This is a genomic window from Lentzea albidocapillata (assembly GCF_000719115.1).
Taxonomy (GTDB): domain Bacteria; phylum Actinomycetota; class Actinomycetes; order Mycobacteriales; family Pseudonocardiaceae; genus Lentzea; species Lentzea albidocapillata.
Window position 1 is genome coordinate 151636 of sequence record NZ_JOEA01000015.1, and the last position, 21950, is coordinate 173585.

The 21950-nt window shown below is 68.4% G+C and carries 19 protein-coding genes and 1 pseudogene; 4 read left to right on the plus strand and 16 right to left on the minus strand.

Going from position 1 to position 21950, the window contains the following annotated elements; all coding sequences use genetic code 11:
• Positions 1 to 29: 29 nt before the first annotated feature.
• The 11 genes and pseudogenes from IG04_RS0125780 to IG04_RS0125835 form a co-directional block, all read right to left on the minus strand.
• Entirely contained in the window at positions 30 to 1730 is a 1701-nt protein-coding gene (locus IG04_RS0125780) for a family 20 glycosylhydrolase (protein WP_420843984.1), read from the minus strand.
• Between the two features lie 140 nt (positions 1731 to 1870).
• Positions 1871 to 2959: an FAD-dependent monooxygenase gene (locus IG04_RS0125785; protein ID WP_030479296.1), complete on the minus strand. Its 1089-nt coding sequence runs from the start codon at positions 2957 to 2959 to the stop codon at positions 1871 to 1873.
• Positions 2960 to 3050: 91 nt separating this feature from the next.
• Positions 3051 to 5207: a terpene synthase family protein gene (locus IG04_RS0125790; RefSeq protein WP_030479297.1), complete on the minus strand. Its 2157-nt coding sequence runs from the start codon at positions 5205 to 5207 to the stop codon at positions 3051 to 3053.
• A gap of 144 nt (positions 5208 to 5351) precedes the next feature.
• Positions 5352 to 5900, minus strand: coding sequence for a Uma2 family endonuclease (locus IG04_RS0125795; protein ID WP_030479298.1), 549 nt, complete (start codon positions 5898 to 5900; stop codon positions 5352 to 5354).
• 510 nt (positions 5901 to 6410) lie between these two features.
• Positions 6411 to 9326: an AfsR/SARP family transcriptional regulator gene (locus IG04_RS0125805; protein ID WP_144065554.1), complete on the minus strand. Its 2916-nt coding sequence runs from the start codon at positions 9324 to 9326 to the stop codon at positions 6411 to 6413.
• Entirely contained in the window at positions 9317 to 9907 is a 591-nt protein-coding gene (locus tag IG04_RS0125810; RefSeq protein ID WP_030479300.1) for a nitroreductase family protein, read from the minus strand. Before IG04_RS0125810 ends, IG04_RS0125805 begins: the two co-directional genes overlap by 10 nt.
• Positions 9908 to 9957: 50 nt before the next feature.
• The gene (locus tag IG04_RS0125815; RefSeq protein ID WP_051770676.1) at positions 9958 to 10485 is read right to left on the minus strand and encodes a DUF742 domain-containing protein; all 528 of its coding nucleotides are present in this window, start codon (positions 10483 to 10485) and stop codon (positions 9958 to 9960) included.
• On the minus strand, positions 10482 to 10880 hold the full coding sequence (locus tag IG04_RS0125820) for a roadblock/LC7 domain-containing protein (RefSeq protein ID WP_030479302.1): 399 nt from the start codon (positions 10878 to 10880) through the stop codon (positions 10482 to 10484). The genes IG04_RS0125815 and IG04_RS0125820 overlap by 4 nt, the downstream gene beginning before the upstream one ends.
• On the minus strand, positions 10877 to 12973 hold the full coding sequence (locus IG04_RS0125825; protein WP_030479303.1) for a sensor histidine kinase: 2097 nt from the start codon (positions 12971 to 12973) through the stop codon (positions 10877 to 10879). The genes IG04_RS0125820 and IG04_RS0125825 overlap by 4 nt, the downstream gene beginning before the upstream one ends.
• Positions 12973 to 13098: an MFS transporter small subunit gene (locus tag IG04_RS48670; protein ID WP_276326705.1), complete on the minus strand. Its 126-nt coding sequence runs from the start codon at positions 13096 to 13098 to the stop codon at positions 12973 to 12975. Before IG04_RS48670 ends, IG04_RS0125825 begins: the two co-directional genes overlap by 1 nt.
• 110 nt (positions 13099 to 13208) lie before the next feature.
• Positions 13209 to 14531 (minus strand): annotated as a pseudogene (locus IG04_RS0125835) (OFA family MFS transporter); the annotation flags it as partial.
• 286 nt (positions 14532 to 14817) lie between these two features.
• On the opposite strand from IG04_RS0125835, the gene IG04_RS0125840 reads away from it, so the two are divergent.
• Positions 14818 to 15234, plus strand: a complete 417-nt coding sequence (locus IG04_RS0125840; RefSeq protein WP_030479305.1) for a DUF485 domain-containing protein — start codon at positions 14818 to 14820, stop codon at positions 15232 to 15234.
• Positions 15235 to 15237: 3 nt separating this feature from the next.
• On the plus strand, positions 15238 to 16818 hold the full coding sequence (locus tag IG04_RS0125845; RefSeq protein ID WP_030479306.1) for a solute symporter family protein: 1581 nt from the start codon (positions 15238 to 15240) through the stop codon (positions 16816 to 16818).
• Here IG04_RS0125845 and IG04_RS0125850 read toward each other — a convergent pair whose 3' ends face one another.
• Genes IG04_RS0125850 through IG04_RS0125865 form a run of 4 tightly spaced genes read right to left on the minus strand, consistent with a single transcriptional unit; the run spans position 16819 to position 20031 of the window.
• A complete protein-coding gene (locus tag IG04_RS0125850; protein ID WP_030479307.1) occupies positions 16819 to 17466 on the minus strand; it encodes a response regulator in 648 nt (215 codons plus the stop codon).
• Complete coding sequence (locus tag IG04_RS0125855; RefSeq protein ID WP_144065555.1) at positions 17463 to 18944, minus strand: sensor histidine kinase; 1482 nt, start codon at positions 18942 to 18944, stop codon at positions 17463 to 17465. Before IG04_RS0125855 ends, IG04_RS0125850 begins: the two co-directional genes overlap by 4 nt.
• A complete protein-coding gene (locus IG04_RS0125860; protein ID WP_144065556.1) occupies positions 18941 to 19426 on the minus strand; it encodes a phosphatase PAP2 family protein in 486 nt (161 codons plus the stop codon). The genes IG04_RS0125855 and IG04_RS0125860 overlap by 4 nt, the downstream gene beginning before the upstream one ends.
• A gap of 59 nt (positions 19427 to 19485) precedes the next feature.
• Positions 19486 to 20031 (minus strand): DinB family protein, encoded by a 546-nt coding sequence (locus IG04_RS0125865; protein ID WP_051770681.1) that lies wholly within the window; start codon positions 20029 to 20031, stop codon positions 19486 to 19488.
• Positions 20032 to 20081: 50 nt separating this feature from the next.
• On the opposite strand from IG04_RS0125865, the gene IG04_RS0125870 reads away from it, so the two are divergent.
• Both IG04_RS0125870 and IG04_RS0125875 read left to right on the plus strand, forming a co-directional pair.
• Complete coding sequence (locus IG04_RS0125870; protein ID WP_144065557.1) at positions 20082 to 20276, plus strand: hypothetical protein; 195 nt, start codon at positions 20082 to 20084, stop codon at positions 20274 to 20276.
• 160 nt (positions 20277 to 20436) lie between these two features.
• Complete coding sequence (locus tag IG04_RS0125875) at positions 20437 to 20955, plus strand: DinB family protein (protein WP_030479312.1); 519 nt, start codon at positions 20437 to 20439, stop codon at positions 20953 to 20955.
• On the opposite strand, the gene IG04_RS47260 is transcribed toward IG04_RS0125875, so the two are convergent.
• Positions 20952 to 21950 (minus strand): sulfatase-like hydrolase/transferase (locus tag IG04_RS47260; RefSeq protein WP_030479313.1); only part of this gene is annotated, 999 nt, incomplete at its 5' end. The genes IG04_RS0125875 and IG04_RS47260 overlap by 4 nt on opposite strands.

Below are 21950 nucleotides of genomic sequence, written 5' to 3' on the forward strand. Positions count from 1 at the left end.
TCAGACGTCACGCCCCGGAACCGGAGAACTCAGCAGACGCCTCCGTCACGCCAGACGCCCCACTGGCCGGTGGTGCCGGGCTCCTCACCCCGCGTCCACCACTGCGCGGTCCAGTTGTGGCCGCTGTGCGAGACCACGTTGCCGCCGGTGTAGACCTTGTCGCGCTCCCACACCGGCTGCGTGCACGGGCCGGGGCCAGGACCGCCGGTGTCCCACGGCACCTGGGTGGACCTGTAGAAGTTGATGCTCATGGTCGTCCAGCGCGGGCCCTGGTTGCCCAGGCGCACCTTGAACTGGTCCCAGTTGTGGGTCGACCACGGCGACCAGCCCAGTTCGGCGATCGCCGACAGCCTTGGGAACGCCATGAACTCGATGTCCCGGCCGGTCACGATCGTCTCGGTCCACAGTGGAGCCTCAACGCCGCGGACCGCCGACTCGGGAACGCCGCTCAGGTGCGTGCCGGGGTTCCAGTCGTAGGCGGTCTGGACCTCGATCATGCCCGCCCACGACAGACCCAAAGGCGTGCTGGAGTTGTACTTCATGTCCAGGTACGCCTTGTTCGCGGGCGACATGATGACCTTCTGGCCGCGTGCCGCCGCTGCCTGCACCGTGGCGTTGGACGTCGAGGTGCCCCAGTACTGCGGCATTGCGGTGGTGTCGGTCGTGGTCTTCACGAACTCGTGCCAGCCGAGCACGGTCTTGCCGTACTTCTTCACGATCGGCAGGGCCCGGTTCATGAACGCCTGGTAGTCGGCGTCGGAGGTCGCGTGCGCCTCGTCTCCGCCGATGTGGAAGTACGGGCCGGGCGTGAGCGCCGCGATCTCGCGCACCACGTCGTCGACGAACTGGTAGGTGATGTCCTTGTTCACGCACAGCGAGGAGTAGCCGACCTCGATGTCCGTGCGCAGCGGCGGAGCCTGGCCGTTGCAGTTGAGCTCCGCGTACGAGGCCTGCGCGGCGTTGGTGTGGCCCGGCATGTCGATCTCCGGGATCACCGTGATCTTGCGTGACGCCGCGTACTGCACGATCTCGCTGTACTGCGCCTTGGTGTAGTAACCGCCGGGGCCGCCGCCGACCTGCGTGCTGCCGCCGTACGTGGCGAGGCGCGGCCAGCTGTCGACGACGATCCGCCAGCCCTGGTCGTCGCTCAGGTGCAGGTGGAAGTAGTTGATCTTGTAGAGCGCGAGCTGGTCGATGTAGCGCTTGACCGTGGAGACCGGGTGGAAGTGGCGGGCCACGTCGAGCATCGCGCCGCGGTAGGAGAACCGCGGGTAGTCGACGATCAGCGTGCCCGGCACGGTCCACGGACCGGCCTGCGCGGTCGTGCTCTCCACGCTGGCCGGCAACAGCTGCCTCAGCGTCTGCACGCCGGTGAACAGGCCTTCCGGCGTGTTGGCGCGCAGGACGATGGAGTTCGCCGCGACGTCGAGCTGGTAACCCTGCTGGCCGACCGTGCCCGGTGCGCCCGTGAGCAGCAACGAGATGCCGTCCGACGGGGTTCCGGTCGTGTCGGACACCGGGAACGCGTAGCCGGTCGAGGGCCGCAGGACTCCAGCGAGGAAGTCGCCGACGTCACGCGCGGCAGGGGCGGTGTAGATCTTCGTGGCTGCCGTCAGCGTGTGCGTGACACCGCTTTTGGCCTGCACCGAGACAGGTACCGGCACGAGGCTCTGCAGTGGTTCCGCGGCTTGCGACTGCGCGCTCACGGACAGCGCTGCTGTGACAGCGATGACCGCGGCGAGAACGCGAGTTCTCACGACTCCTCCTCACGAGTCGGGGGCGGCGACCCTGCGTCCAGCGTGCTCAAACATCCCTTTTGTCGTCAATGGTCTGGGCCAATTATTTGTTCGAGACCGGCGCGAAGGCGCGGTCAGTAGCCGGGAAGACTGAGGCTGTTCACGATCTCGGCGAAGTCGTCGCCGGGCGTCCCGCCGCTCTCCATGTTCCGCAACGCCATGTCCTGGTTGGCGGTCACGTACGGCCGCAGGACCTCCTCGTAGCGCTGGAACGCGGCCGACGGGTCCTTCGCCAGCTCACCGGCCAGCACGTACGCGCCGACCAGGGCCATGCTGGTGCCCTGCCCGGACAGCGGCGAACCGCAGTACCCGGCGTCACCGAGCAGCACGACGTTGCCGCGCGACCACGAGTCCATCCGGATCTGGCTCATCGAGTCGAAGTGGAAGTCCGGCGCCTCCCACATGTGCTTCAGCGCGGTCGGCCACACCCAGCCCGCGCCGTCGAACTTCTCGGCGAGCAACCGGCGCTGGGCGTCGACATCGCGGTAGTCGAACGACACCTCGCCGTTGAAACCCATGTAGACACGGCATTCCGCGTTGGACCGCGCGCTCATGATTCCGCCACCGATGATCCCGCCCTGCTGGAACGTCTGCCAGTGGTCGAGGCCGAGGAAGTTCGGCGCGGTGAAGACGGCGAGATTCATGCCGAGGTGGCTGATGAACCGCGACTCCGGCCCGAACACGAGCCGGCGGACGTTGGAATGCAGGCCGTCCGCGCCGACGACGACGTCGAAGTCGCGCGGGGCGGCCTTCTCGAACGTGACGCGGGTGCCGTCGATCGAGGTGATGGTGTCGTCGAAGAGGTACTCGACGCCGTCCGCCGCGTCGAACAGCATCCGGGCGAGGTCGTCGCGCAGCAGTTCGACGTCGGGGCTCGACAGGTCGCCGCCGCTCAGGGTGTGCGTGGTGGAGCGGAAGACCTCGTTGCCGTCGGCGTCGACCATGTTCATGCCGCGCATGCCGGTGCTCAACGACCGCAGCCGGTCGCCGAGGCCCATTCGCTCGACGACCTCCAGCGCCGGGCCGCGCACGTCGATGGCCTGGCCGCCGGGCCGCAGGCCGCGCGCCCGCTCCACGACGGTGACGCTGAAACCGTGGTGGCGCAACCAGTACGCGAGCGCGGGCCCGCCGATGCTGGCGCCGGAGATCAGGACGTTCTTCATGGTGTTGCCCCCTGTGAGCCGGTGTTGCCCACAAGGTGCCGACCGGCGCTGACCGTCCACTGACCGAACGCGGTCAGTGGACGTCAGCGCTCTAGCTTCGGAATGAGAGCCGGGCAGCCGAAGTGCCGATCCCGGACGGCAACCGGTTGAACGTCCCCGCGATCAGGTGGGCGTTCACCGGGGTCCTCAGTTCTTCCTCGCCATAACGCGAGGTCTCCTTGTGCCAGTTGACGATGCCGACGATCCAGTCCTTCAGCTCGTCGGCGTAGCGGGTCAGCGCCGCCTGGGTCGGGCCGTCGAGCGACAGGTCCTCGAAGAGCTTCGGCATGTCGATGTCGACGGACTTGACGAACTGCGCCAGCCTCGCGTCCATGAGCGCGTAGGTGATTTCGAACGCGCGGGACTGGGAGACCCCGAGGAAACTTTCGATCACGCGCACCATGTTGTGCACTTCACCCTCGTACTGGATTTCCTTGAGGTACGAGGTGACGTCGTTGACCATGCTGCAGTAATCCATGGCCGACCGCTCCATGGTCTGGATGACCCGCGTTCCCCAGATCTCCGGTGGGACCGTCGTCGAATGCGAGAAGCGGCTGAGCGAGGTCGTCAGCTCGGAACCGAAGGTCGACCGCCGCATTTCCAGGTAGTCGACAGGGTCGGGGATGCGGTTCTGCTGGATGTTGACGACTTCCCACACCCACGCGTCGAGCATCGCGTCCAGAGTCGTCCTGAACGTCGCACGGAACTGCGCGGGCATCGGCGCCGCGGTCTTGAGCCACAGGTCCGCCAGAGCGCGCTCGGTGGCGTTGACGGGGACGACCTGCGGCACGAGGTCCAGTGGCAGGCACTGCTTGAGCCGGGCGGTCTGCGCCTTCAACCCGGCAAGGTCGCGCAGCCGTCCGAAGACCCACGGGTAGACGTCATCCGCGTAGGTGCCCCAGGACAGCCAGGCCGCCGAGAGGAACAGCTCGAACGGCGTCGCGTCCGGGTCCAGGCCGGCCGAGCACAGCGGCAGGTCGAAGCCGCGGTGTTTGGCCTCGTCCCAGATGCCCTCTCCGTGCAGGCCCATCTCCCGGCCCCAGCTGATCACGTCCTCGCGCGCCTGGTCGAGGTGCGGCGACAGCGTCAGCGGGAACGGGAAGTGGAACGGCACCTCGTACGGCTCGACGGTCTTCGGCGTGCTGGAGAACTGCTTGAGCCGCTGCGGCATGGTCCTGGCGTAGGACCCGAGGATGCCCGGCTGGGGCTTCGGGGCCTTGTTCATGTACCGCGACGACCGCAGGTGCCACTCGTGCCCGCCCGCCTGCCAGTCCTGCAGGCCCTTCACGTAGCCCAGGACGGCCGCGCGCCCGATGGGGTCGATGGCGTGCTCGTCCAGCAGGATCGGCACCTCGGTGAGCGCCGTGTGCTCGAACTGGTGCAGCCGCGAGGTCAGCAGGTCGTTGACGGCCTCGGCGGCCTGCTGCGTGGGCAGGTCGAGGAACTTCTCGAACACCAGCACTCCGTTGGAGAGCTCTCCCTCGTCGAGCACCTCGCGTTCGTAGGAGAACAGGTCGTTGCGCAGGTGCACGGCGTCGCTGAACGTGTCCCGGAGGACCCCGATGGGCCGGGACAGGGCGATGCGTGCGGGCACCTCGAGGCCTACGGCGTGCTCGACGAGGTTCGCGGACCACGGCGCGCCACCGACCTTGCGGCGCATCTCGATGTACTCGATGGGGTTGGACAGCCTGTGGGCGCTGATGTTGTGCAGCTCCCACATCGACTCGTCCAGCAGGTGCTTCGTGTTGGCGGCGAACCGTTCGCGCCAGTCGAGCGAGTGGGTGGGCACGGTGCGGCGCCAGAGGTCGGCGAGGCCCTTCTCCACCGGGTTCTCCGGCGTGGCCGTGATGGCCCCGTTGACGGGCATGAACAGCGGCAGCCGGTCGAGGTAGGCCTGCGCGCCCCCGATGTCCGGGTTCCGCTTGTAGAGCTCGACGAAGTGGTCGTCGAAGTAGAAGACCCACACGTACCAGTCGGTGATGAGGTCGAGGGCCTCACCATCGCAGTCGGGGTGGGTGTACGCGCAGAGCAACGCGTAGTCGTGCGACTCCAGGTCCTCTTCCGTCCAGATGACGGTGCCGTGCTGCGGCACGTCGATCATGTCCATCTCGCGGGCCCAGGCGCGTGTGTGGGCGCGGGCGCGTTCGAGGTTCGGGTTCAGCCGGGCCGGGTAGGGCGTGTAGAACTCCGGCAGCTGGAACGGCTGCATGTGCGTTGGACCTCCGCGCGTTGGGCTGACGCACTGCACGCAACCAGCCCGGCGCACGGAGGCGCCAGATGGTGAAACCGTGATCCACACGTGCGTGGATCACTGTCGCTCGTTCGGCCCAACCCGGTTCGCCCCCGCGCACACTCAGCGCACGAGCGACTGGGCGCTGAGTTTCACCGCGAACGGGAACTGCAGCTCGATGATCTCCTCGCCCTCGGAACGGGCCTGCTCGACGTAGACGCCGTTCTCGAGGTGCAGGCACCGCAGCCACGGACTGTCGTAGTCGATCAGCCAGTAGTTCTCGCAGCCGACTTCCTGGAACTTCGCCCGCTTGAGTTCGAGGTCCACATGTCGCGTGCGGGGCGACAGGACCTCGACCGCCAGCACCGGCGGCCCGATGAGCGCCTGTTTCGAGAACTGCTCGCGCCGGCCCACCACCAGGTCGGGGATGAAGACCGTGTCGTCGGCGAGCACGACGTCGACCGGAGCCGGGAGGACCTCGAGCTCCGGAGGACAGACAGCGGTCAGTGCCACCAGCAGGCGGGCGACTACCCGCTGGTGCACGGGGCGGGGTGAGGGGCTCATGACGAGCACCCCGTCGACGAGTTCGAAACGGTGCCCGTCATCAGGCATCGCCTCCAGGTCCGCCCACGTCAGCGGTCTGCCGTGGGGAAACGTAGGGACACCACCCATGGTGCGTTCCACCCCCGTGTCGTGGCCACTGCCCGCCGGACGGATCCCGGCGATGCCATTAGACAAGACTGGTCCGATTCTCACGACTCGCAAGCCCCTTTTGGCCGACCCCGCACCACTGCACGCACACGTCCCCGTCACCACCGTCCCGCAGGGTGAGCGATCATTGGTCCTGCCGTGGAGGGCGTCACCCGGTCGGAGCAGCAGATGGTTCCAATCGAACAAGTGGCTAATTTCTGATCAATTTTCGGGCGATTTTTGATAACACACGCCGCCCTGCCAATTGCTCGCGAATGCGACCCTAACGGAATCTTACGAGCGAGCCAAGCAGTCCGTTGGAGCAATACCTCACGACGCATTCCGATGAATCCGTGTGATCGGGGTGGGGACGACGTGGGGACGGGCTTCGCGACCCTCGGTGGCGACACCACCGAGGGGAGCAGGGAATGCGCAGGACGTCGGACAGGATCGGGCAGTGGGTGGCCTTCGCCGTGCTGGCGGCGGCCGTGATCACGCTGGTGGCACTGGGGCTTTCGCTCTAGCGAGGGTCTGTTCCGCGAAGGCGACGGCTCGCGACTGGGGTGTGCTGCTGGCCGCGGCCACCGCCTCCTCCGCGTACCGGACGGCGGCCTCGCGGTCGCCCATCGCGAGGTGCACCGCCGAGAGCTGCCCGAGCACGCGGTCCACGCTCCACCAGGTGCGCTGCTGGACGATCACGAGGCACCGCCGCAGGTGGCCGAGCGCCTCGGCCGACCGGCCCGCCAGCTGGGCGTCGAGTGACAGGCAGACGAGAAGCGCGGCCTGTCCGATGTGGTCACGCACGTCCTCCATGGACGCCAGCACCACGTGGTCGTCGCGAAGGTTCGTGTACGTCCGGCACAGTCGAGCCGCCTCACGCGCCAGCTCCCGCGCGACGGTGTGGTGGCCCATCTCGTAGCGCCAGTAGGCGTAGTCGGCCAGGGCGAGCGCTTCACCGCGCCGGTCGGCCGACTCGCGGTAGGCGACCAGCGACCGGTCCGCGTAGGTCAGGCACTCCTCGTCGGCGAACGCGTCGAAATGCACGTGAGCGATGTTGTGCAGCGTCAGGGCGGCGGCGCGGACATCGCCGTGTTCGTCCATCAACGCGACGGCCTCGCCCATGTACGCCAAGGCTTCCTCGGTCTGACCCAGCTGGGCGTGGTGGATGCCGATGTGGTGCAGCGCCGCTGCCACCCCCGTCGGCGCGCCCGCCTGCCGCATCAGCACGACACCACGTTCGAAGTAGTCCAGGGACCTGTCGTACTCGTGCCGTTCGCGCGCGATCATGCCGAGCAGGCCCATCACGGACGCCTCGCCGCGCAGGTCACCGATCTGCCGCATGAGGTCGAGTGCCTCGCGCAGGTCCTTCTCCGCCTTCGGGTCGCCGTCCTCCATGTATGCCGAACCCAGGCCCCGCAAGGCTTCCGCGCGAGCCTTCAGGTCGCCGAGGTGGCGTGCGGCGCCGAGGGCGACGTTCAGCACCTCGACCCGCTCCCTGCCGGAGCCGCGCAACAGCAGGTAGTGGGCGAACTGGTGCGGCAGCTGCCACGCGTGGCGGTAGAAACCTTCGTACGCCGCCAGGTAGACGGCGGCCCTGAGGTTCAGCCGCTCGGCCTCCTGCCACGCCAGTGCGTCGAACGGGGTGCGGAACAGCGGCGGATCGACCGGCTCGTGGGTGACGGCGGAGTCGAGCTCCGGCCGGCCGGGGGCGATCCTCCGCGCGGAGTCCTCCGCGCCACGCAGGTAGTGGTCGAGGATCCGCGCGATCGCCTCGCTCCTCTCCGCCGGATCGACCGACGCCTTGGCGTGGTCCGCCAGGAGGTCGTGGAAGCGGTAGCGGCCGTTGTCCTTCTGCTGCACCAGGTGCACGTCGAGCAGCTCGTCCAGCAGCCGTTCGGCCTCGGCACGGGTGGTGCCGACGACGGCGGCGGCGAGGTACGCGTCCCAGTCCTCACCGGTGTGCAGCCCCAGCCGCCGGAACAGGCGCTGCTGCTCGGGCGTGAGTTGCTGATAGGACAACGCGAACGCGCCAGCGACGCTGCGTTCGCCCGCGGTGAGCTCCGTCAGCCGCTGCTCGGTGAGGCGGCGGACGAGGTCCTTCGCGGACCACACCGGGCGGGTGCGCCAGCGGGCACCGACGATCCGCACGGCCAGCGGGAGGTACCCGCAGAGCCGCACCACCTCCCGGCAGTCCTCGTCCTTCCTGCGGGCGATGCTCGCCAGCAGGTTCAGCGAGTCCTCTTCGGACAGTACGTCCAGCGAGATCGTGTGGGCGGCGTCCAGGTCGACCAGGCGGCGCCTGCTGGTGACCAGCACCAGGCCCGTGCCGGGCAGCAGCGGGCGGACCTGGGCGGTGCTGCCCGCGTTGTCCAGCACCACGAGTGCCTTGCGGTGCGCCATTTCCGCCCGCCACCGGGCGGCGCGGGTGTCCAGGCCGTCCGGGATGTCCTGCGCGGGCACGCCGAGCGCCGTCAGCAACTCCAGCAGCGCGTCCGACGGCGTGCGCGGCGCGACGCCCGCGGTGTAGGAGTGCAGGTCCACGAACAGTTGCGCGTCCGGGAAGCGCTGTGCCAGCCGGTGGGCGGCGCGGACCGCGATCGTGGTCTTGCCGATGCCCGCCATGCCGTCGATGGCGGTGATCGCGACGCACCCGGACGGCACGGCGGCGAGGATCTCGTCCAGGTCGGAGGAACGGCCCGCGAAGTCGGCGATGTCGCCGGGCAGGTCGTTGCGCACGCGTGGCCGGTTGTCCGCCGTGAGCACCTGCTGGTGCGCCTTCTGCAGGTCCTTGCCCGGGTCGAGGCCGAGCTCCTCGGCGAGCCTGCCGCGGATGTCGTCGTACGCCTGCAACGCCTCGGTCTGCCGATCACAGCGGTGCAACGCCACGATCAGCTGCGCCCACATCCGTTCCCTGGTCGGGTGCCGATGGGTGAGCGCACGCAGTTCGGGCACCAGCCGCTCGTGCCCGCCCGCACGCAGGTCGGCCTCGATCCGGGCTTCCAGCGTCGTCAGGTACTTCTCGGTCAACGCGGGCACATGGTCGCGTTCGAGGGCGTCGCTGCCGATGTCCGCGAACGGGCGGCCGCGCCAGAGCGCCAGCGCCTCCGCCGGCTCCAGCCGGCCGAACCGGTGGACGTCGACCTCGTCGGGCCGCACGTCCAGCAGGTAACCGCCGGGCCTGGTCAGTAGCAGCGAGGGCAGCACCTCGCGGAGCCGGCCGACCGTGGTCTGCACGGCGTTGCGCGAACCTCCGGCGAGCTCGACCAGTTCGTCGACCGGGACCACCTGGCCGGGGCGCAGCAGGAGCGCGGCGAGCACGACCCGCCGCTTGCCGGCCGGGATGTGGACGTGGCGCCCGTCGAGCACCACCTCCAACGGCCCGAGCAGGCCGAACGACCTCACTGCCACTGGCCCCAGTGCACGACCTCGTCGAACAGCTTGCGCCTACGCTGGAGCGGCGAGGCACCCTCGGAGACGGACTCCTCGGCGGAGTGCCCGATCGCGATCATGCCGATCGGCACGTAGCGATCCGGCACGCCGAAGGCCGCGCGCAGCTCGGGCCAGGTCTCCCTGTCAGTTCCGAAGAACACCGCGCCGAGGCCCTCGTCCACGGCCGTCTGCAGGATCAGCAACGCGGCCATGCCGGTGTCGATGTCCCAGTAGGGCACCGGCCACCTGTCCTCGTCGGCCAGGCCGGTCCAGTCCTTGTCGGCCTCCGCGTACCGCTCGAGGTAGACGTCCTTGGCCGAGAACGGGATGACGACGACGGGCGCCGTCTTCGCGTCTTCCCCGCTCCACCACTCGAACATCTCGGTGAGCCGCCGCAGCTGCTCGCCCCGCAGCACGAGAAACCCCTGGCCCTGCGAGAACCCTGCCGACGGACCGCGCACCGCGTTGCGCATGATCCGCTGGAGGGTTTCCTCGCTGACCGGCTCTGCGGTGAACCTGCGCACCATCCGCCGACGGCGGACCACGTCCTGGAACTCCACCCCGTACCTCCCCAGATAGGTCTTCCGACCGTAGCAGCGTCCAGGGGGACTCAGAGGCGGCGGAGCCCCGCCAGCACCCGTTCCAGCAGCATTCCGTCCGGCCTGTCGCCGCCGTAGGACGACGCAGTCCGGTGCACGTCGATCAGCCCGTGCCCGGCCATGTCGCCGAGCAACACCTTCGTGACGCCGAGCGGCAGCCCGCGCAGGGCGGCGACCTCCGCCACCGAACGGGGCTGCGTGCACAGGGCCAGCACGTCCTGGTGCTCCGGGCGCACGGCCGTGGACGAGAACTCGTTGACCGAGACCAGGGTCTCGATCTCCAGATGCACGTCGGACGTGGTGCGCCCGCCGGTCCACGCGTAGGCACGCACGATCGACGACGACGATTCGATGCCCGTCTCGACCGACGGCAGCGGCGGGACCGGCTCGAACGGCAGCGTCGCGTACGGGTCCGGCTCCCGGATGGGTTCCGCGGAACGCTCGGGCTTCTTCTTGCCCCGCTTGCGGATCCGTTCGCTGTCGAAGCTGAAACCGCTGATCAGATCGCCGAAGTTGACCTGTTCGTCGGGCTCTCTCATGCGAGCTCGGCCCGCAGTTCGGGCGTGAGCAGCTGGCCCACCTGCCGCACGACGACGGTCATCTCGTAGGCGATCTGCGCGACGTCGGCCGACGACGACGCCAGCACGGCGAGGACGGAGCCGTCGCTGATCGAGGACAGCAGCATCACGCCTCTGTCCATCTGCACGACCGTGCGGACCACCGACTCGCCGGCGAAGCACTTCGACGCCGAGTCGGCGAGGGAGACCACTCCGGCCACGATCGCCGCGAACTGCGGTGCGACGTGCTCCGGCAGCTTCGAGGACGAGATCAACACCAGGCCGTCCGCGGAGATCACCACGGCGTGCTCGATGCCGGGGGTGCGTTCGGCGAAGTTGGTGACCAGCCAGCCGAACTGGTCCACCTGCGTGCTCATCGACTCTCCTGGTTTTCGGGAAGGCCGCGTTGCACACCCCGCTGGAACGCGTCGAGGAAGCCTCGGGCCGATTCCGGCGTCTGGCGTGCGGGTGCGGCGGGAGGCGGCGGTACGGCGGCCGGCCTCGTCTGCTGGAACCACGAAGCTTGCCGTCGTTCGATCGTCTCCCCTCGGAAAGACTCCCAGGACTCCTGTCGTCGTGGTGCCAGTTCGGCCGGAACCAACACGATCGCGCGAGTCCCGGCACCTTGTCGTGCGTCCAGACGTACCACGATCTGGTGGCGTGCGGCGAGCCTGCCCACCACGAAGAGTCCCATTTCGCGGAAGACCTGCACGTCCATCCCCTCACCCGCGGCCGCGAGCCGCTGGTTCACGCCCTCGAGCGCCTCGGGGTCGATGCCGATGCCGTGGTCGACCACGTCGATCTGCACGATGTCGCCCGCCTCGATCGACGCGGTGATCGAGACCTGGGTGTGCGGCGGCGAGAACGTCGTCGCGTTGTCGAGGAGTTCGGCGAGCAGGCGGACCAGGTCGCTCGCCACGTAACCGACGACCTCGGCGTTGGGTGCCGTGTGCACCATGACCCGCTGGTACTGCTCGATCTCCGCGGCCGCCGCGCGCAGCACGTCGGTGAGCGGGATCGGCTTGTGGAACCGCCGGGCCACGTCGCCGCCGGAGAGCACCATCAGGTTCTCGTTGTTGCGGCGCATGCGGGTGGCGAGGTGGTCGAGCTTGAAGAGGTTCGCGAGCTGATCCGGGTCCTCCTCGTACTTCTCCAGCTCCTCCATCAGCTTGAGCTGGCGTTCGACGAGGCTCTGGCTGCGCCGCGAGAGGTTCACGAAGATGTTGCGCATGTTCGCGCGCATGCCCGCCTGCTCGATGACCGACTTCACGGCCTGCTGGTGCACCGCGTCGAACGCGCGCGCCACCTGGCCGAACTCCTCGGTCGTGTGCACCGGCACGGGCTCGATCTCGGTGCTGCCGCGTCCGGTCGCGACCATTTCGGGAAGTTTGTCCCAGGCCACGTCAAGCGCGGAGCGGCGCAGCGCGTTCAGCGAACGCAGCAGGTAGCGGCCGACGACGAACCCGATGGTGGCGGCCAGGATCAGGCTGGCGAACAGGACCGCGGACGCCGTACCGGCGGCGTCGCTGGACTCGTCGCGCAGGCGGTCGGCGGTGGCGCGCAGGTCGTCCTGCAACCCCGTGACCACGCTGCCCATCGACGTCGCGACGGCGTCCGTCGCCCTGCTCCAGTCCGCCGCCGCGATCGGCAGCGCCTTGGCGGGCTTGCCGGCGTTGGTGCCGTTGCCCGTGCTGGGCGCGTCCGAGGTCGGGTGCAGCACCGCGGCGGCCAGCATCGTGCGCTGGGCCTCGATGTCCGGGCCGTTGAAGTCCTTGCCGTAGGTCCTCATCTGGTCCGGGGTCGCGAGCGCGGCGAACTCGCCCGCGATGTAGCCGAGCTTGACGTTCGACTCGACCAGCGCCCGCACCTCCGCGTTGGTCAGCTGACCGCGGGTGAGCCCGGACAGCACGACCGCCTGCTGGTACAGGACCTGGTCCCGCACGTGCACGACGTGGTGCAGGCCCATCGCGGTGCGCAGGAGCGCGGCGTCGCCGAACTCGCTCGCGATGACCTCGTCCACGTCCAGCAACGAGTCGGTGAGCTCGGTGTAGGTCCTGATCACGGCCGGCACGTCGTCGCCGGCCCGCTCGCGCAACGCGGGCAGGTCGCCGATGCGGCCCTGCACGTCGTTCATGCGAGCGGTCACGACCTCGCCGAGCGAGGTCTTCGCGATCTTGTCGCGCAACGCCGCGCGGGCGTCGTCGGTGCGCCTGACCTGGTCGGCCAGGAGCTGTGGGCCGACGCCCTCGGCGACGATCCGCCGTTCCGCCTGCACACCGTCGATCACGGGGATCAGGGCGGCACGGACCTTCACCAGTCGCTGCAGCGCCGCATAGGTCTCGGCACGGTCGATCTGGGAGTTGATCTGCAACACGCCGGAGCCCACCGCGATGGTGACCGGAACGATCAACACCGCGGCGAGCTTCACCGGCAGGCGCCAGTTGCGCCAGTTGACGAGCGCGTTGAACATCAGACGAAGAGCTTGGCCGCGTTCAGGAAAAGCCGGTACAGGCCGTAGGCGAGCGGCAGGCCCACCCACAGCCACGCACCGACCAGCAGCAACGTGCTTGATCGGCTTTCCTGGAGTGAGCTCACTTCTTCACCACGCCTTCCGCGTCCTGCTTCTCGGCGGCATCGGCCGCTTCGGCCTCGTTCCACTTGGCGACCGTGGCCTCGTCCCCCGCCCTGGGTTTGCCGGTCTCCCCGGCTGCCTCGGGCTCGTGGAACTTCGGGTCGACCGGGCGGATCAACTCGTTCGCGACGAAACCGACGACCAGCAGCGCGATCATGATGTAGAACGACGTCGCGTACAAGTCAGGGCCGACGTGCCCGGCCTTCTTGCCCGCGTCCGCGATGGCGTTGACGATCAGCGGCCCGAGCACGCCTGCCACCGACCACGCGGTGAGCAGGCGACCGTGGATCGCGCCGACCTGGTAGGTGCCGAAAAGGTCGCGCAGGTACGCCGGGACGGTCGCGAAGCCCGCGCCGTAGAACGACAGGATCACCATCGCCGCGATCACGAACAGCGGGGTGCTGGTCGAGCCTGCAGTCAGCAGCAGCAGGTAGAGCAGCGCGCCGACACCGAGGTAGAGGCGGTAGATGTTCTTGCGGCCCACGATGTCCGAAGTGGACGACCAGACGAACCGGCCCGCCATGTTCGCGGCGGACAGCAGTGCCACGAAACCGGTCGCCGCGGTGGCGGCCACGGGCGTCGAGGACTCCTTGAAGAAGTCGACCAGCATCGGCGCGGCCTTCTCCAGGATGCCGATGCCCGCGGTGACGTTGAAGCACAGCACGACCCACAGCAGCCAGAACTGCGGCGTCTTGATCGCGTTGTTCGCGGAGACGTTGAAGGCGACGTTGGCCTTCGGCCTGTCCTTGAGCAGCGCCGCCTTCTCGGCCGTGAACTCCTTGGAGGGCAGGCGGATCAGCAGCACACCGACGCTCATGAAGACCGCGTAGGCGATGCCGTGCACGAGGAAGGCCTTGCCGATGCCCGACGTGGTGGCGCCGAACGCCGTCAGCATCGAGGTCGACCACGGTGACGCGATCAGCGCGCCGCCGCCGAAGCCCATGATCGCGATGCCGGTCGCCATGCCCGGCCGGTCGGGGAACCACTTGATCAGCGTCGAGACCGGCGAGATGTAGCCGATGCCGAGACCGATGCCGCCGACGAGGCCGTAGCCGAGGACGACGACCCAGTACTGACCGGCCCACACGCCGGCCGCCGAGATCAGCAGGCCGGAACAGAAGGCGATCAGGGACATCAGCATGGCCCAGCGCGGGCCCCTGCGCTCCACCGTCGTACCGAGCACGGCGGCGGAGAGCCCGAGCATCACGATGCCGAGCTGGAACGGCAGTGCGGACTGCGTTCCGGTGATGCCGAGAGATTTCTCCAGCGGCGTCTTGAAGACGCTCCAGGCGTAGGCCTGGCCAATGGAGAGATGAATCGCCAGAGCTGCGGGCGGAACGAGCCAGCGGTTCCATCCGGGAGGCGCGACTTGACGTTCGCGCGCTAAGAACCCCACTTTATCCCCAACCGTCACCAATAACGCGGACCGATCGATCCTAGGCCAGCTGCACACGTGCGACAACGGTCTTGACCAAGGCTTCAGGTGTTGCACCTCTTGCAACTCCGACCGTCCACTTGATACAAAACCTGGTTCGAACCATTTGAGACGAATGGAGCACCGGCTTTCAGTCCGGCCGGTGTTCGGCATTGGTCCGGTTTCGTCCGTTTCCGGCGGTATCCGTCACGTTGACTGCACACGTGAGAGCGCTACAGTGGGCGCCGCACACGAGGGGCAGGGGTACATGACCAAGGCGATGAGGTCGCCTGGCGAAGCACAGCACGAGTACCGGGAAAGCCGGGGTTTCGCGTCGTTCGACGACCCGGATACTTTGTCGTACGTCGATTCCGACGGCACCCCGAAGTTCGAGCTGATTCGGCAGACCGACGAATTCCGCACTCTGCGCCGCCGGCTCACGACGTTCATCTTCCCGATGACCGCGCTTTTCCTCTCGTCCTACCTCACCTTCGTACTGCTGTCCGCGTACGCGAAAGACTTCGTCAGCACCAAGGTGATCGGCGTGATCAACCTCGGCATCCTGCTGGGCCTCGGACAGTTTGTGACTTCGATCATCATCACGCTCGGTTATGCCCGTTACGCAAAGCGACGGCTGGACCCGCAGCGGAAATTGCTCGCCGAGAAGACAGGCGTCGAGGAGTAAGTCATGCCCACCACCGGCAACCCGGTGCTGAACCTCAGCGTCTTCGCGGTGTTCGTCCTGATCACCCTTTACATCGTCTACCGCGCGAGCAGCCGCAACGTGACGGCGTCGGACTACTACGCCGCCGGCAGCTCGTTCACCGGCGCCCAGAACGGCGTGGCGCTGTCCGGTGACTTCCTGTCCGCCGCGTCGTTCCTCGGCATCTCCGGCGGCATCGCGGCACACGGCTACGACGGGTTCCTCTACTCCGTCGGCTGGGTCGTCGCGTGGCTGGTCGGCCTGCTGCTGATCGCGGAGGGCCTGCGCAACACCGGCCGCTTCACCGTCGGCGACGTGCTGGCGTTCCGGATGAAGCAGCGCCCGGTCCGCGCGGCCGCGGCGAACGCGACGCTGGTGATCTCGTTCTTCTACATGATCGCGCAGATGGCGGGCGCCGGCGGCCTGATCGCGTTGCTGCTCAACGTGACCTCGAAGTGGGGCCAGGCGATCCTGATCGCGCTGGTCGGCATGGTGATGGTGCTCTACGTGCTGATCGGCGGCATGAAGGGCACGACCTGGGTGCAGATCATCAAGGCCGTCCTGCTGCTGCTCTGCGTGACGCTGATGAGCGTCTTCCTGCTGGGCAAGTTCGGGTTCAGCCTGTCGGCGATCATGCAGCAGGCCACCGAGAACAACCAGCTCGGCGAGGCGGTGCTGGATCCGGGCGCGAAGTACGGCTTCAGCGCGATGTCCAAACTGGACTTCGTCTCGCTGGCGCTGTCACTGGTGCTCGGCATCGCGTCGCTGCCGCACGTGCTGATGCGCTTCTACACCGTGCCGAACGCCGCCGAGGCCCGTCGTTCGGTCGTGTGGGCGACCTGGACGATGGTCATCTTCTACCTGTGCACGCTGGTGATCGGCTTCGGCGCGATGGCCCTGGTCGGCACCGACAAGATCGCCGCGGCACCGGGTGGCGAGAACTCCGCCGCGCCCCTGCTCGCGTTCGAGATCGGTGGCGAGGTGCTGCTCGGTCTCGTGTCCGCCGTCGCCTTCGCCACGATCCTCGCGGTCGTCGCCGGTCTGACGCTGGCGGCCTCCGCCTCGTTCGCGCACGACGTCTACGCGAACGTGATCAAGCGCGGCAACGCCGAACCCCGCAGGGAGATCCGGGTCGCACGGCTGACGGCCGTGGTGGTCGGAATCCTGTCGATCATCGGCGGCATCGCGGCGAACGGGCAGAACGTCGCGTTCCTCGTGTCGCTGGCGCTGGCGCTGGCCGCCTCGGCGAACCTGTCGACGATCCTCTACACGATCTTCTGGCGGCGCTTCAACACGACCGGCACGCTGTGGAGCATCTACGGCGGCCTGGGCTCGTGCCTGGTGCTGATCATCTTCTCGCCGGTGATGTCGGGCGTGAAGACGTCGATCTTCCCGGACGTGGACTTCGCGTGGTTCCCGCTCGGCAACCCCGGCCTGGTGTCGATCCCGTTCTCGTTCCTGTGCGGGTTCCTCGCCACGATCTTCTCCAAGCGCGAGCCGGAGATGGCCGCCAAGGCGGCGGAGATGGAAGTCCGGGCGATCTCGGGCATCGGCGCCCGCACCTGATCAACCAGGGATGATCCCGGACTCGTGGGCGATGATCGCGGCCTGCACGCGGTTGCGGACCCCTAGCTGGCGGAAGATCGTGCTGACGTAGACCTTCACGGTGCCCTCGACGACGTGGATGCGCGCGGCGATCTCGGCGTTGGACAGGCCGGCGCCGACCAGGCCGAGCACCTCGCGCTCCCGTGCGGTCAGGACCTCGATCCGTTGCGTCGCAAGGGGTCGCGGGTGCGCGCGGGAGAGCTGGTCCACGACTCGCTTCGCCACCATCGGGGACAGGAACGCGCCGCCGTTCGCGACGGCGCGGACCCCGGAGATGATCTCCTGCGGGTCGCCGGTCTTCAGCACGAACCCGGCCGCGCCCTCCCCCAGCGCCCGGCTGATGTACGCGTCGTCCGCGAACGTGGTCAGTACCAGCGTCTTCGTACCGGGGTGGCACTCGCGGATCACCTTGGCCGCGTCCAGTCCGTCGAACACGGGCATGCGGATGTCGAGCACGGCCACGTCGGGACGGTGCCGGGCGACGAGGTCGATCGCCGCGCTGCCGTTCTCCGCCTCGGCGACCACCTCGATGTCCCCGGCGGTGCCGAGGACGGCCCTCACGCCGAACCTGACCACCGGCTCGTCGTCCGCGAGCACGACCCTGATCAACCGCTCCTCCTGGCGAGCCACTGCTTGGACACGAGCCGATCATCCCGGAAGCACAGCTGGTGCAGGTCGTGGCGGTCGCCGTCGAACGGGTTGGGGTGCGTGCTGTAGTAACGGCACTCGGTGCCCGGCGGAGCGGTGACGCCGAGCGGGTTGTCGACCCGGGTGCGCAGCGGCAGGTCGAGGGCGTCCTCGTGTTGCCCGAGTTGTGCTCGTTCGAACTGCTGCGGCGTGAGAACGGACGTCACGGCGTCGAACACCATGTAGCCGGGGACGCCGATCGCGATTCCCGCGCATACGACCGTGGTGATCAGGACCGTGCGTTTGGCGCTCTTGCGAAGCTCCTTCTCGGTGCGTTCGCGGCGTACGTGTGTGGGCGTCGTCCGGGCGCGTGGGCGCTCCGGGAGCTTCGCCCTGACCTCGAACCCGCCGTCGTCGGAGGGCGCGGCCTCGAACCAGCCGCCGACGAGCGCGACGCGTTCGGCGAGGCCCACCAGGCCCTTGCCGCTGCCGACCGCCTGGGTCCTGGGCGCGGGGCCGTTGGTGATGCGGAGCTCGAGGTTCGCGGACAGGCTCACGGTGACCTTCGCGCCGGGCGCGTGCTTGATCACGTTCGTCAGCGCCTCGGCCGTCACCCGGTGGACGGTCCGCGCGATGATGCCGTCGATCGCCGTCCTGCGGCTGTTGACGAGCTCCACGTCGAGTCCGCTCCTGGCAACGACCTCCTCGATCGTCGCGACGGGTTCGTCCTCGTCGGCCCGCAGCACCTGCATGACGTCGGCGAGCCGTTCCGCCGCGGCCGTGACGCTGGCGCGGGCGGTTTTGGCTGCCTCACGCTGTTGCGCGGTGAGCGTCGGCTCCAGTTCCAGCGCGCCGGTCAGCAACGCGGCCCGTGCCAGCTCATGACCGACGAGATCGTGCATCTCGCCCGCGAGCCGGGCGCGTTCGGCGTTGCGGGCGTTCTCGACGCTCCGCTCCAGCAACGAGGCGTGCTCCCAGCCGACCTCCTGCAGTTCCCCGTACCGGCGCCGGAACCGGCCGAAGGCCCAGGGCACCACGCCCAGCACGCCGATGCCGGAGGTGACGGCGAGCGCGGTATCGGAGCCGCCGCGTTCGGCGAGAGCCACGACGACACCGGCGATCTCGGCGAGGGTCAGCGCGATCGCGGTCGCGCGCGGGTCCTCCGCGTTCCTTCCGGCGAGGAAGCTCGTGATCGCGAGCGCCGGCGCCAGCGCGATCACGCCGGTGGCGCTGTCGAACTCGACCCGCAGGAGGTAGCAGACCAGCCACGCGCCGAGCGCGAGCCCGAGCGCCACTGCCGGCCTGAGCGCCACGACCTTGAACGCCGCGGCGAGAACCACCAGGTACAGCAACACTTCCCAGACCGCGAGACGTCCCGGCCGAGAGGTTGCCGCCGCGGCCACCACCGGCATCGCCGCGCACACCCACAGGACCAGCCGCACCCACACGGCAACCATCATCGCAGTCGCTGCATCACCACGGTCGGCGCGTCCGCGACCACACGCCGCTGCCGCCTCCTGTCCAGCAGCACCGCGATCCCCCAGGACACCAACGCTCCGAGCGCCAGCCCGGCCAGGACGTCGTGTACATAGTGGACACCCACGATCACCCGCGACGACGCCGCCGCGATCGCGCACACCGCCGCCACCCAGCCGTAGGTCCGGTGCAGCGCCCAGATCGCCATCGCGGACGCACCGGCGATCACCGAGTGGTTGCTGGGGAACGACCAGTCACCCGGCTCCGGGCACTCCGCGATCGACGGCGCCGTGCGGCAGGGCCGTTCCTCCTGCACGACCAGCTTGACGACCTCGCTGATCGCGTACGCCACCACCACACCGGCACCGCCGAGGAACGCCCGCAGCCTGTGCTGGAACCACAACAACAAGAACATCAACGCGAACACACCGAGCACCGCGTCGGTGCCCACAGTCAGCCAAGTCACCCAGCCGAAACTACGAAGATGTCGTCCGCGGCGCCCCTGCCGTTCGGAACCGAGTGACCCTAACTTTCGACAGGCCCGGTGGCCATGCGCAGGACCAGGTCGTAGTAGCCGCCGGGGTTGTCCGCGCCGGACCGGCCGTCGATCAGCTCGCGCACGATGTCGCAGTGCCCGGCGTGCTGCGCAGTCTCCGCCGTGACGCGGACGAGCAGATGCCCGAACGTCGTCTGCCGCTTGTGTTCCGGCCACCACGCCACCGAGCCCGGCGCGTCCAGCGGCAGCTCCGCGATCGACTCGTCGGCGTGCTTCCAGGCCTGGCGGTACAGGTCGACGAGGTACTCGCGGGACTCCGTGGGCTTGGCCCACATGTCGCCGTTCTCCCAGACCGACCCGTCCTCGTTCCACGGCAGCGTGACCGGCGCCGGGCGGCCCACGCTGTCGCCGAGGTAGCCGAACTCGATGCCGATCAGGTGCTTCACCAGGCCGAGCAGGTTGGTGCCGCTGGGCACGAGCGGGCGCCGCACGTCGTACTCGCTCAATCCGTCCAAAGAAGACAGGATCGAGTCACGCGACGCCTGGAGGTAGCGCTGGAGATCCTCGGAAATCATGCCGACGACACTAACGTTTGCGCTTCCGGTTCTCCGGAAACCTCGAAGGCATGACCGAACACCAGCAGTTCACCACGCCCGAGGGTGGCGGCGAGCCCGTCGACGAGGAACCGGACGCGGTCGCGACCGAGGCGGGCGGCGGTGACTTCATCACCTCACCCGAGGAGACGGCCATGCACATCGAGGAGACCGAGGAAGGCGGCGGCCGCGTCGACCGTCCCGGCGACGGTTACCTCGACAAGTAGGCACGGTCGGCTGACTCACGGAGGGTGACGCCAGGTCAACGCGGGATCGCTCGAATGTCGCTCAAGTTTCGCTTGAGCGGCCGTTCGTCTAGGACACAAGCTGACCTCAAGTGGTCCTAGAGTCCTTCATGTCGGGACAAACGAGCGAAGGACAGAAGCGATGACCACCACCGAGATCCTCACCGGCGAGCGCGCGGACCTCCTCGAGACCCTGCGGCAGCACCGCTGGTTCCTGACGTTCACCGCGCAGGGCCTGAGCGACGAGCAGGCGGCGTCGAGCCCGACCGCGAGCGTGCTGAGCATCGGCGGTCTGATCAAGCACGTCACGTCGGTCGAGGAGAACTGGGTCAAGTTCGTCGAGCACGGCACCTCGGCGATGGAGTCCGACCCCGAGTCGACGGCCAACGAGAACCACGAGGCGAACTTCCGGATGGAGCCGGGCGAGACGCTGGAGAGCATCATCGCCCGCTACAACGAGGTCGCGGCCTACACCGACAAACTGGTCGAGACGGTCGACATGGACCTCTCGCACGCGCTGCCGTCCGCCCCGTGGTTCCCCGAGGGCAAGACGTGGTCGGCGCGGCGGGTGTTCGTGCACATCGTCGCGGAGACCTCGCAGCACGCGGGTCACGCGGACATCATCCGCGAGACGATCGACGGCCAGAAGACGATGGGCTAGGTATTGGGCGGCGAGAAGGTCGAGAGGAACTGGTCCCGGAAGTCGCTCATCCGCGACACCGGGGCCGACCCTCCCGGCTTGATGCCGTCGTCCCACTTCCAGGCCTCGACCTCGGCCATCACGGCCGGGTCCTTGGCGACGATGGTGATCGGCACGTCCCGAGACGCTCCCTCGCCGGTCACCATCTGTGCCGGCTGGTGGTCGCCGAGGAACACCATCACCAGGTTCTCGTCGCCGTACTTCTCGATGTAGGAGAGCACGGACTCCAGCGAGTACGAGATGGAGTGCGCGTAGTCGGCGCGCACGGCCGCCGGGTCGCGGCCGAAGATCGACTCCGGCGGGTCGTTCGAGGCGGGCATCGTCGAGTAGATCGAGCCGTCGCCGAGCTTGTCCCAGTCCACGAAGTCCGGCGTCGGTGACCACGGCGCGTGCGAGGACACCATCGGGATCGCCGCCATCACCGGGCCGTGGGCCTTCGCGCGCTCGTTACGTTGGAACGACTCCAACGTGAACTGGTCGGGCGTCGTCGCGTAACCGAACCGGGGACCGGCGTACCCGAGGTCCTGGGCGGCGTAGATCTTGTCGTAGTGGAAGAAGTCGCCTTCCGGCCACGCCTGCGTGATGCCGGGGACGACACCGACCGAACGCCACGACGACTCGCGGAACGCACGCGGCAGCGTGAGCCGGTCGGAGGCCACGAGGTTGCGGTACCGCTGCTGGTTGTCGATCCACAGCCCGGACAGGAACGTCGCCTGCGCCATCCAGCTGCCACCGCCTGCGGTCGGCGAGGTCAGGTACGCCGACTTGGACGAGTACCCGGCCGCCTTCAGCCTGTCGTCGCCCTGCGCCAGCTTCGCCGCGATGTCCGGCATGTCCAGCGCCGACTTGCCGTAGCTCTCCACGAACGTGAAGACGACGTCCTTGCCCTGCAACGAGGACAGCAGCCCGGACTGACCGCGGAACGCGTCGGCCGAAGCCTCCGCCGCGAACACCTC

Bases quoted from the DNA above. Each gene is read 5' to 3' on its own strand.
- IG04_RS0125815 (WP_051770676.1), bottom strand. From the start codon at position 10,485: ATGAGAGAGCCCGACGAACAGGTCAACTTCGGCGATCTGATCAGCGGT.
- IG04_RS0125845 (WP_030479306.1), top strand. From the start codon at position 15,238: ATGCCCACCACCGGCAACCCGGTGCTGAACCTCAGCGTCTTCGCGGTG.
- IG04_RS0125825 (WP_030479303.1), bottom strand. From the start codon at position 12,973: ATGTTCAACGCGCTCGTCAACTGGCGCAACTGGCGCCTGCCGGTGAAG.
- IG04_RS0125795 (WP_030479298.1), bottom strand. From the start codon at position 5,900: ATGGGTGGTGTCCCTACGTTTCCCCACGGCAGACCGCTGACGTGGGCG.
- IG04_RS0125875 (WP_030479312.1), top strand. From the start codon at position 20,437: ATGACCACCACCGAGATCCTCACCGGCGAGCGCGCGGACCTCCTCGAG.
- IG04_RS0125840 (WP_030479305.1), top strand. From the start codon at position 14,818: ATGACCAAGGCGATGAGGTCGCCTGGCGAAGCACAGCACGAGTACCGG.
- IG04_RS0125785 (WP_030479296.1), bottom strand. From the start codon at position 2,959: ATGAAGAACGTCCTGATCTCCGGCGCCAGCATCGGCGGGCCCGCGCTC.
- IG04_RS0125820 (WP_030479302.1), bottom strand. From the start codon at position 10,880: ATGAGCACGCAGGTGGACCAGTTCGGCTGGCTGGTCACCAACTTCGCC.
- IG04_RS0125870 (WP_144065557.1), top strand. From the start codon at position 20,082: ATGACCGAACACCAGCAGTTCACCACGCCCGAGGGTGGCGGCGAGCCC.
- IG04_RS0125865 (WP_051770681.1), bottom strand. From the start codon at position 20,031: ATGATTTCCGAGGATCTCCAGCGCTACCTCCAGGCGTCGCGTGACTCG.
- IG04_RS0125855 (WP_144065555.1), bottom strand. From the start codon at position 18,944: ATGATGGTTGCCGTGTGGGTGCGGCTGGTCCTGTGGGTGTGCGCGGCG.
- IG04_RS0125790 (WP_030479297.1), bottom strand. From the start codon at position 5,207: ATGCAGCCGTTCCAGCTGCCGGAGTTCTACACGCCCTACCCGGCCCGG.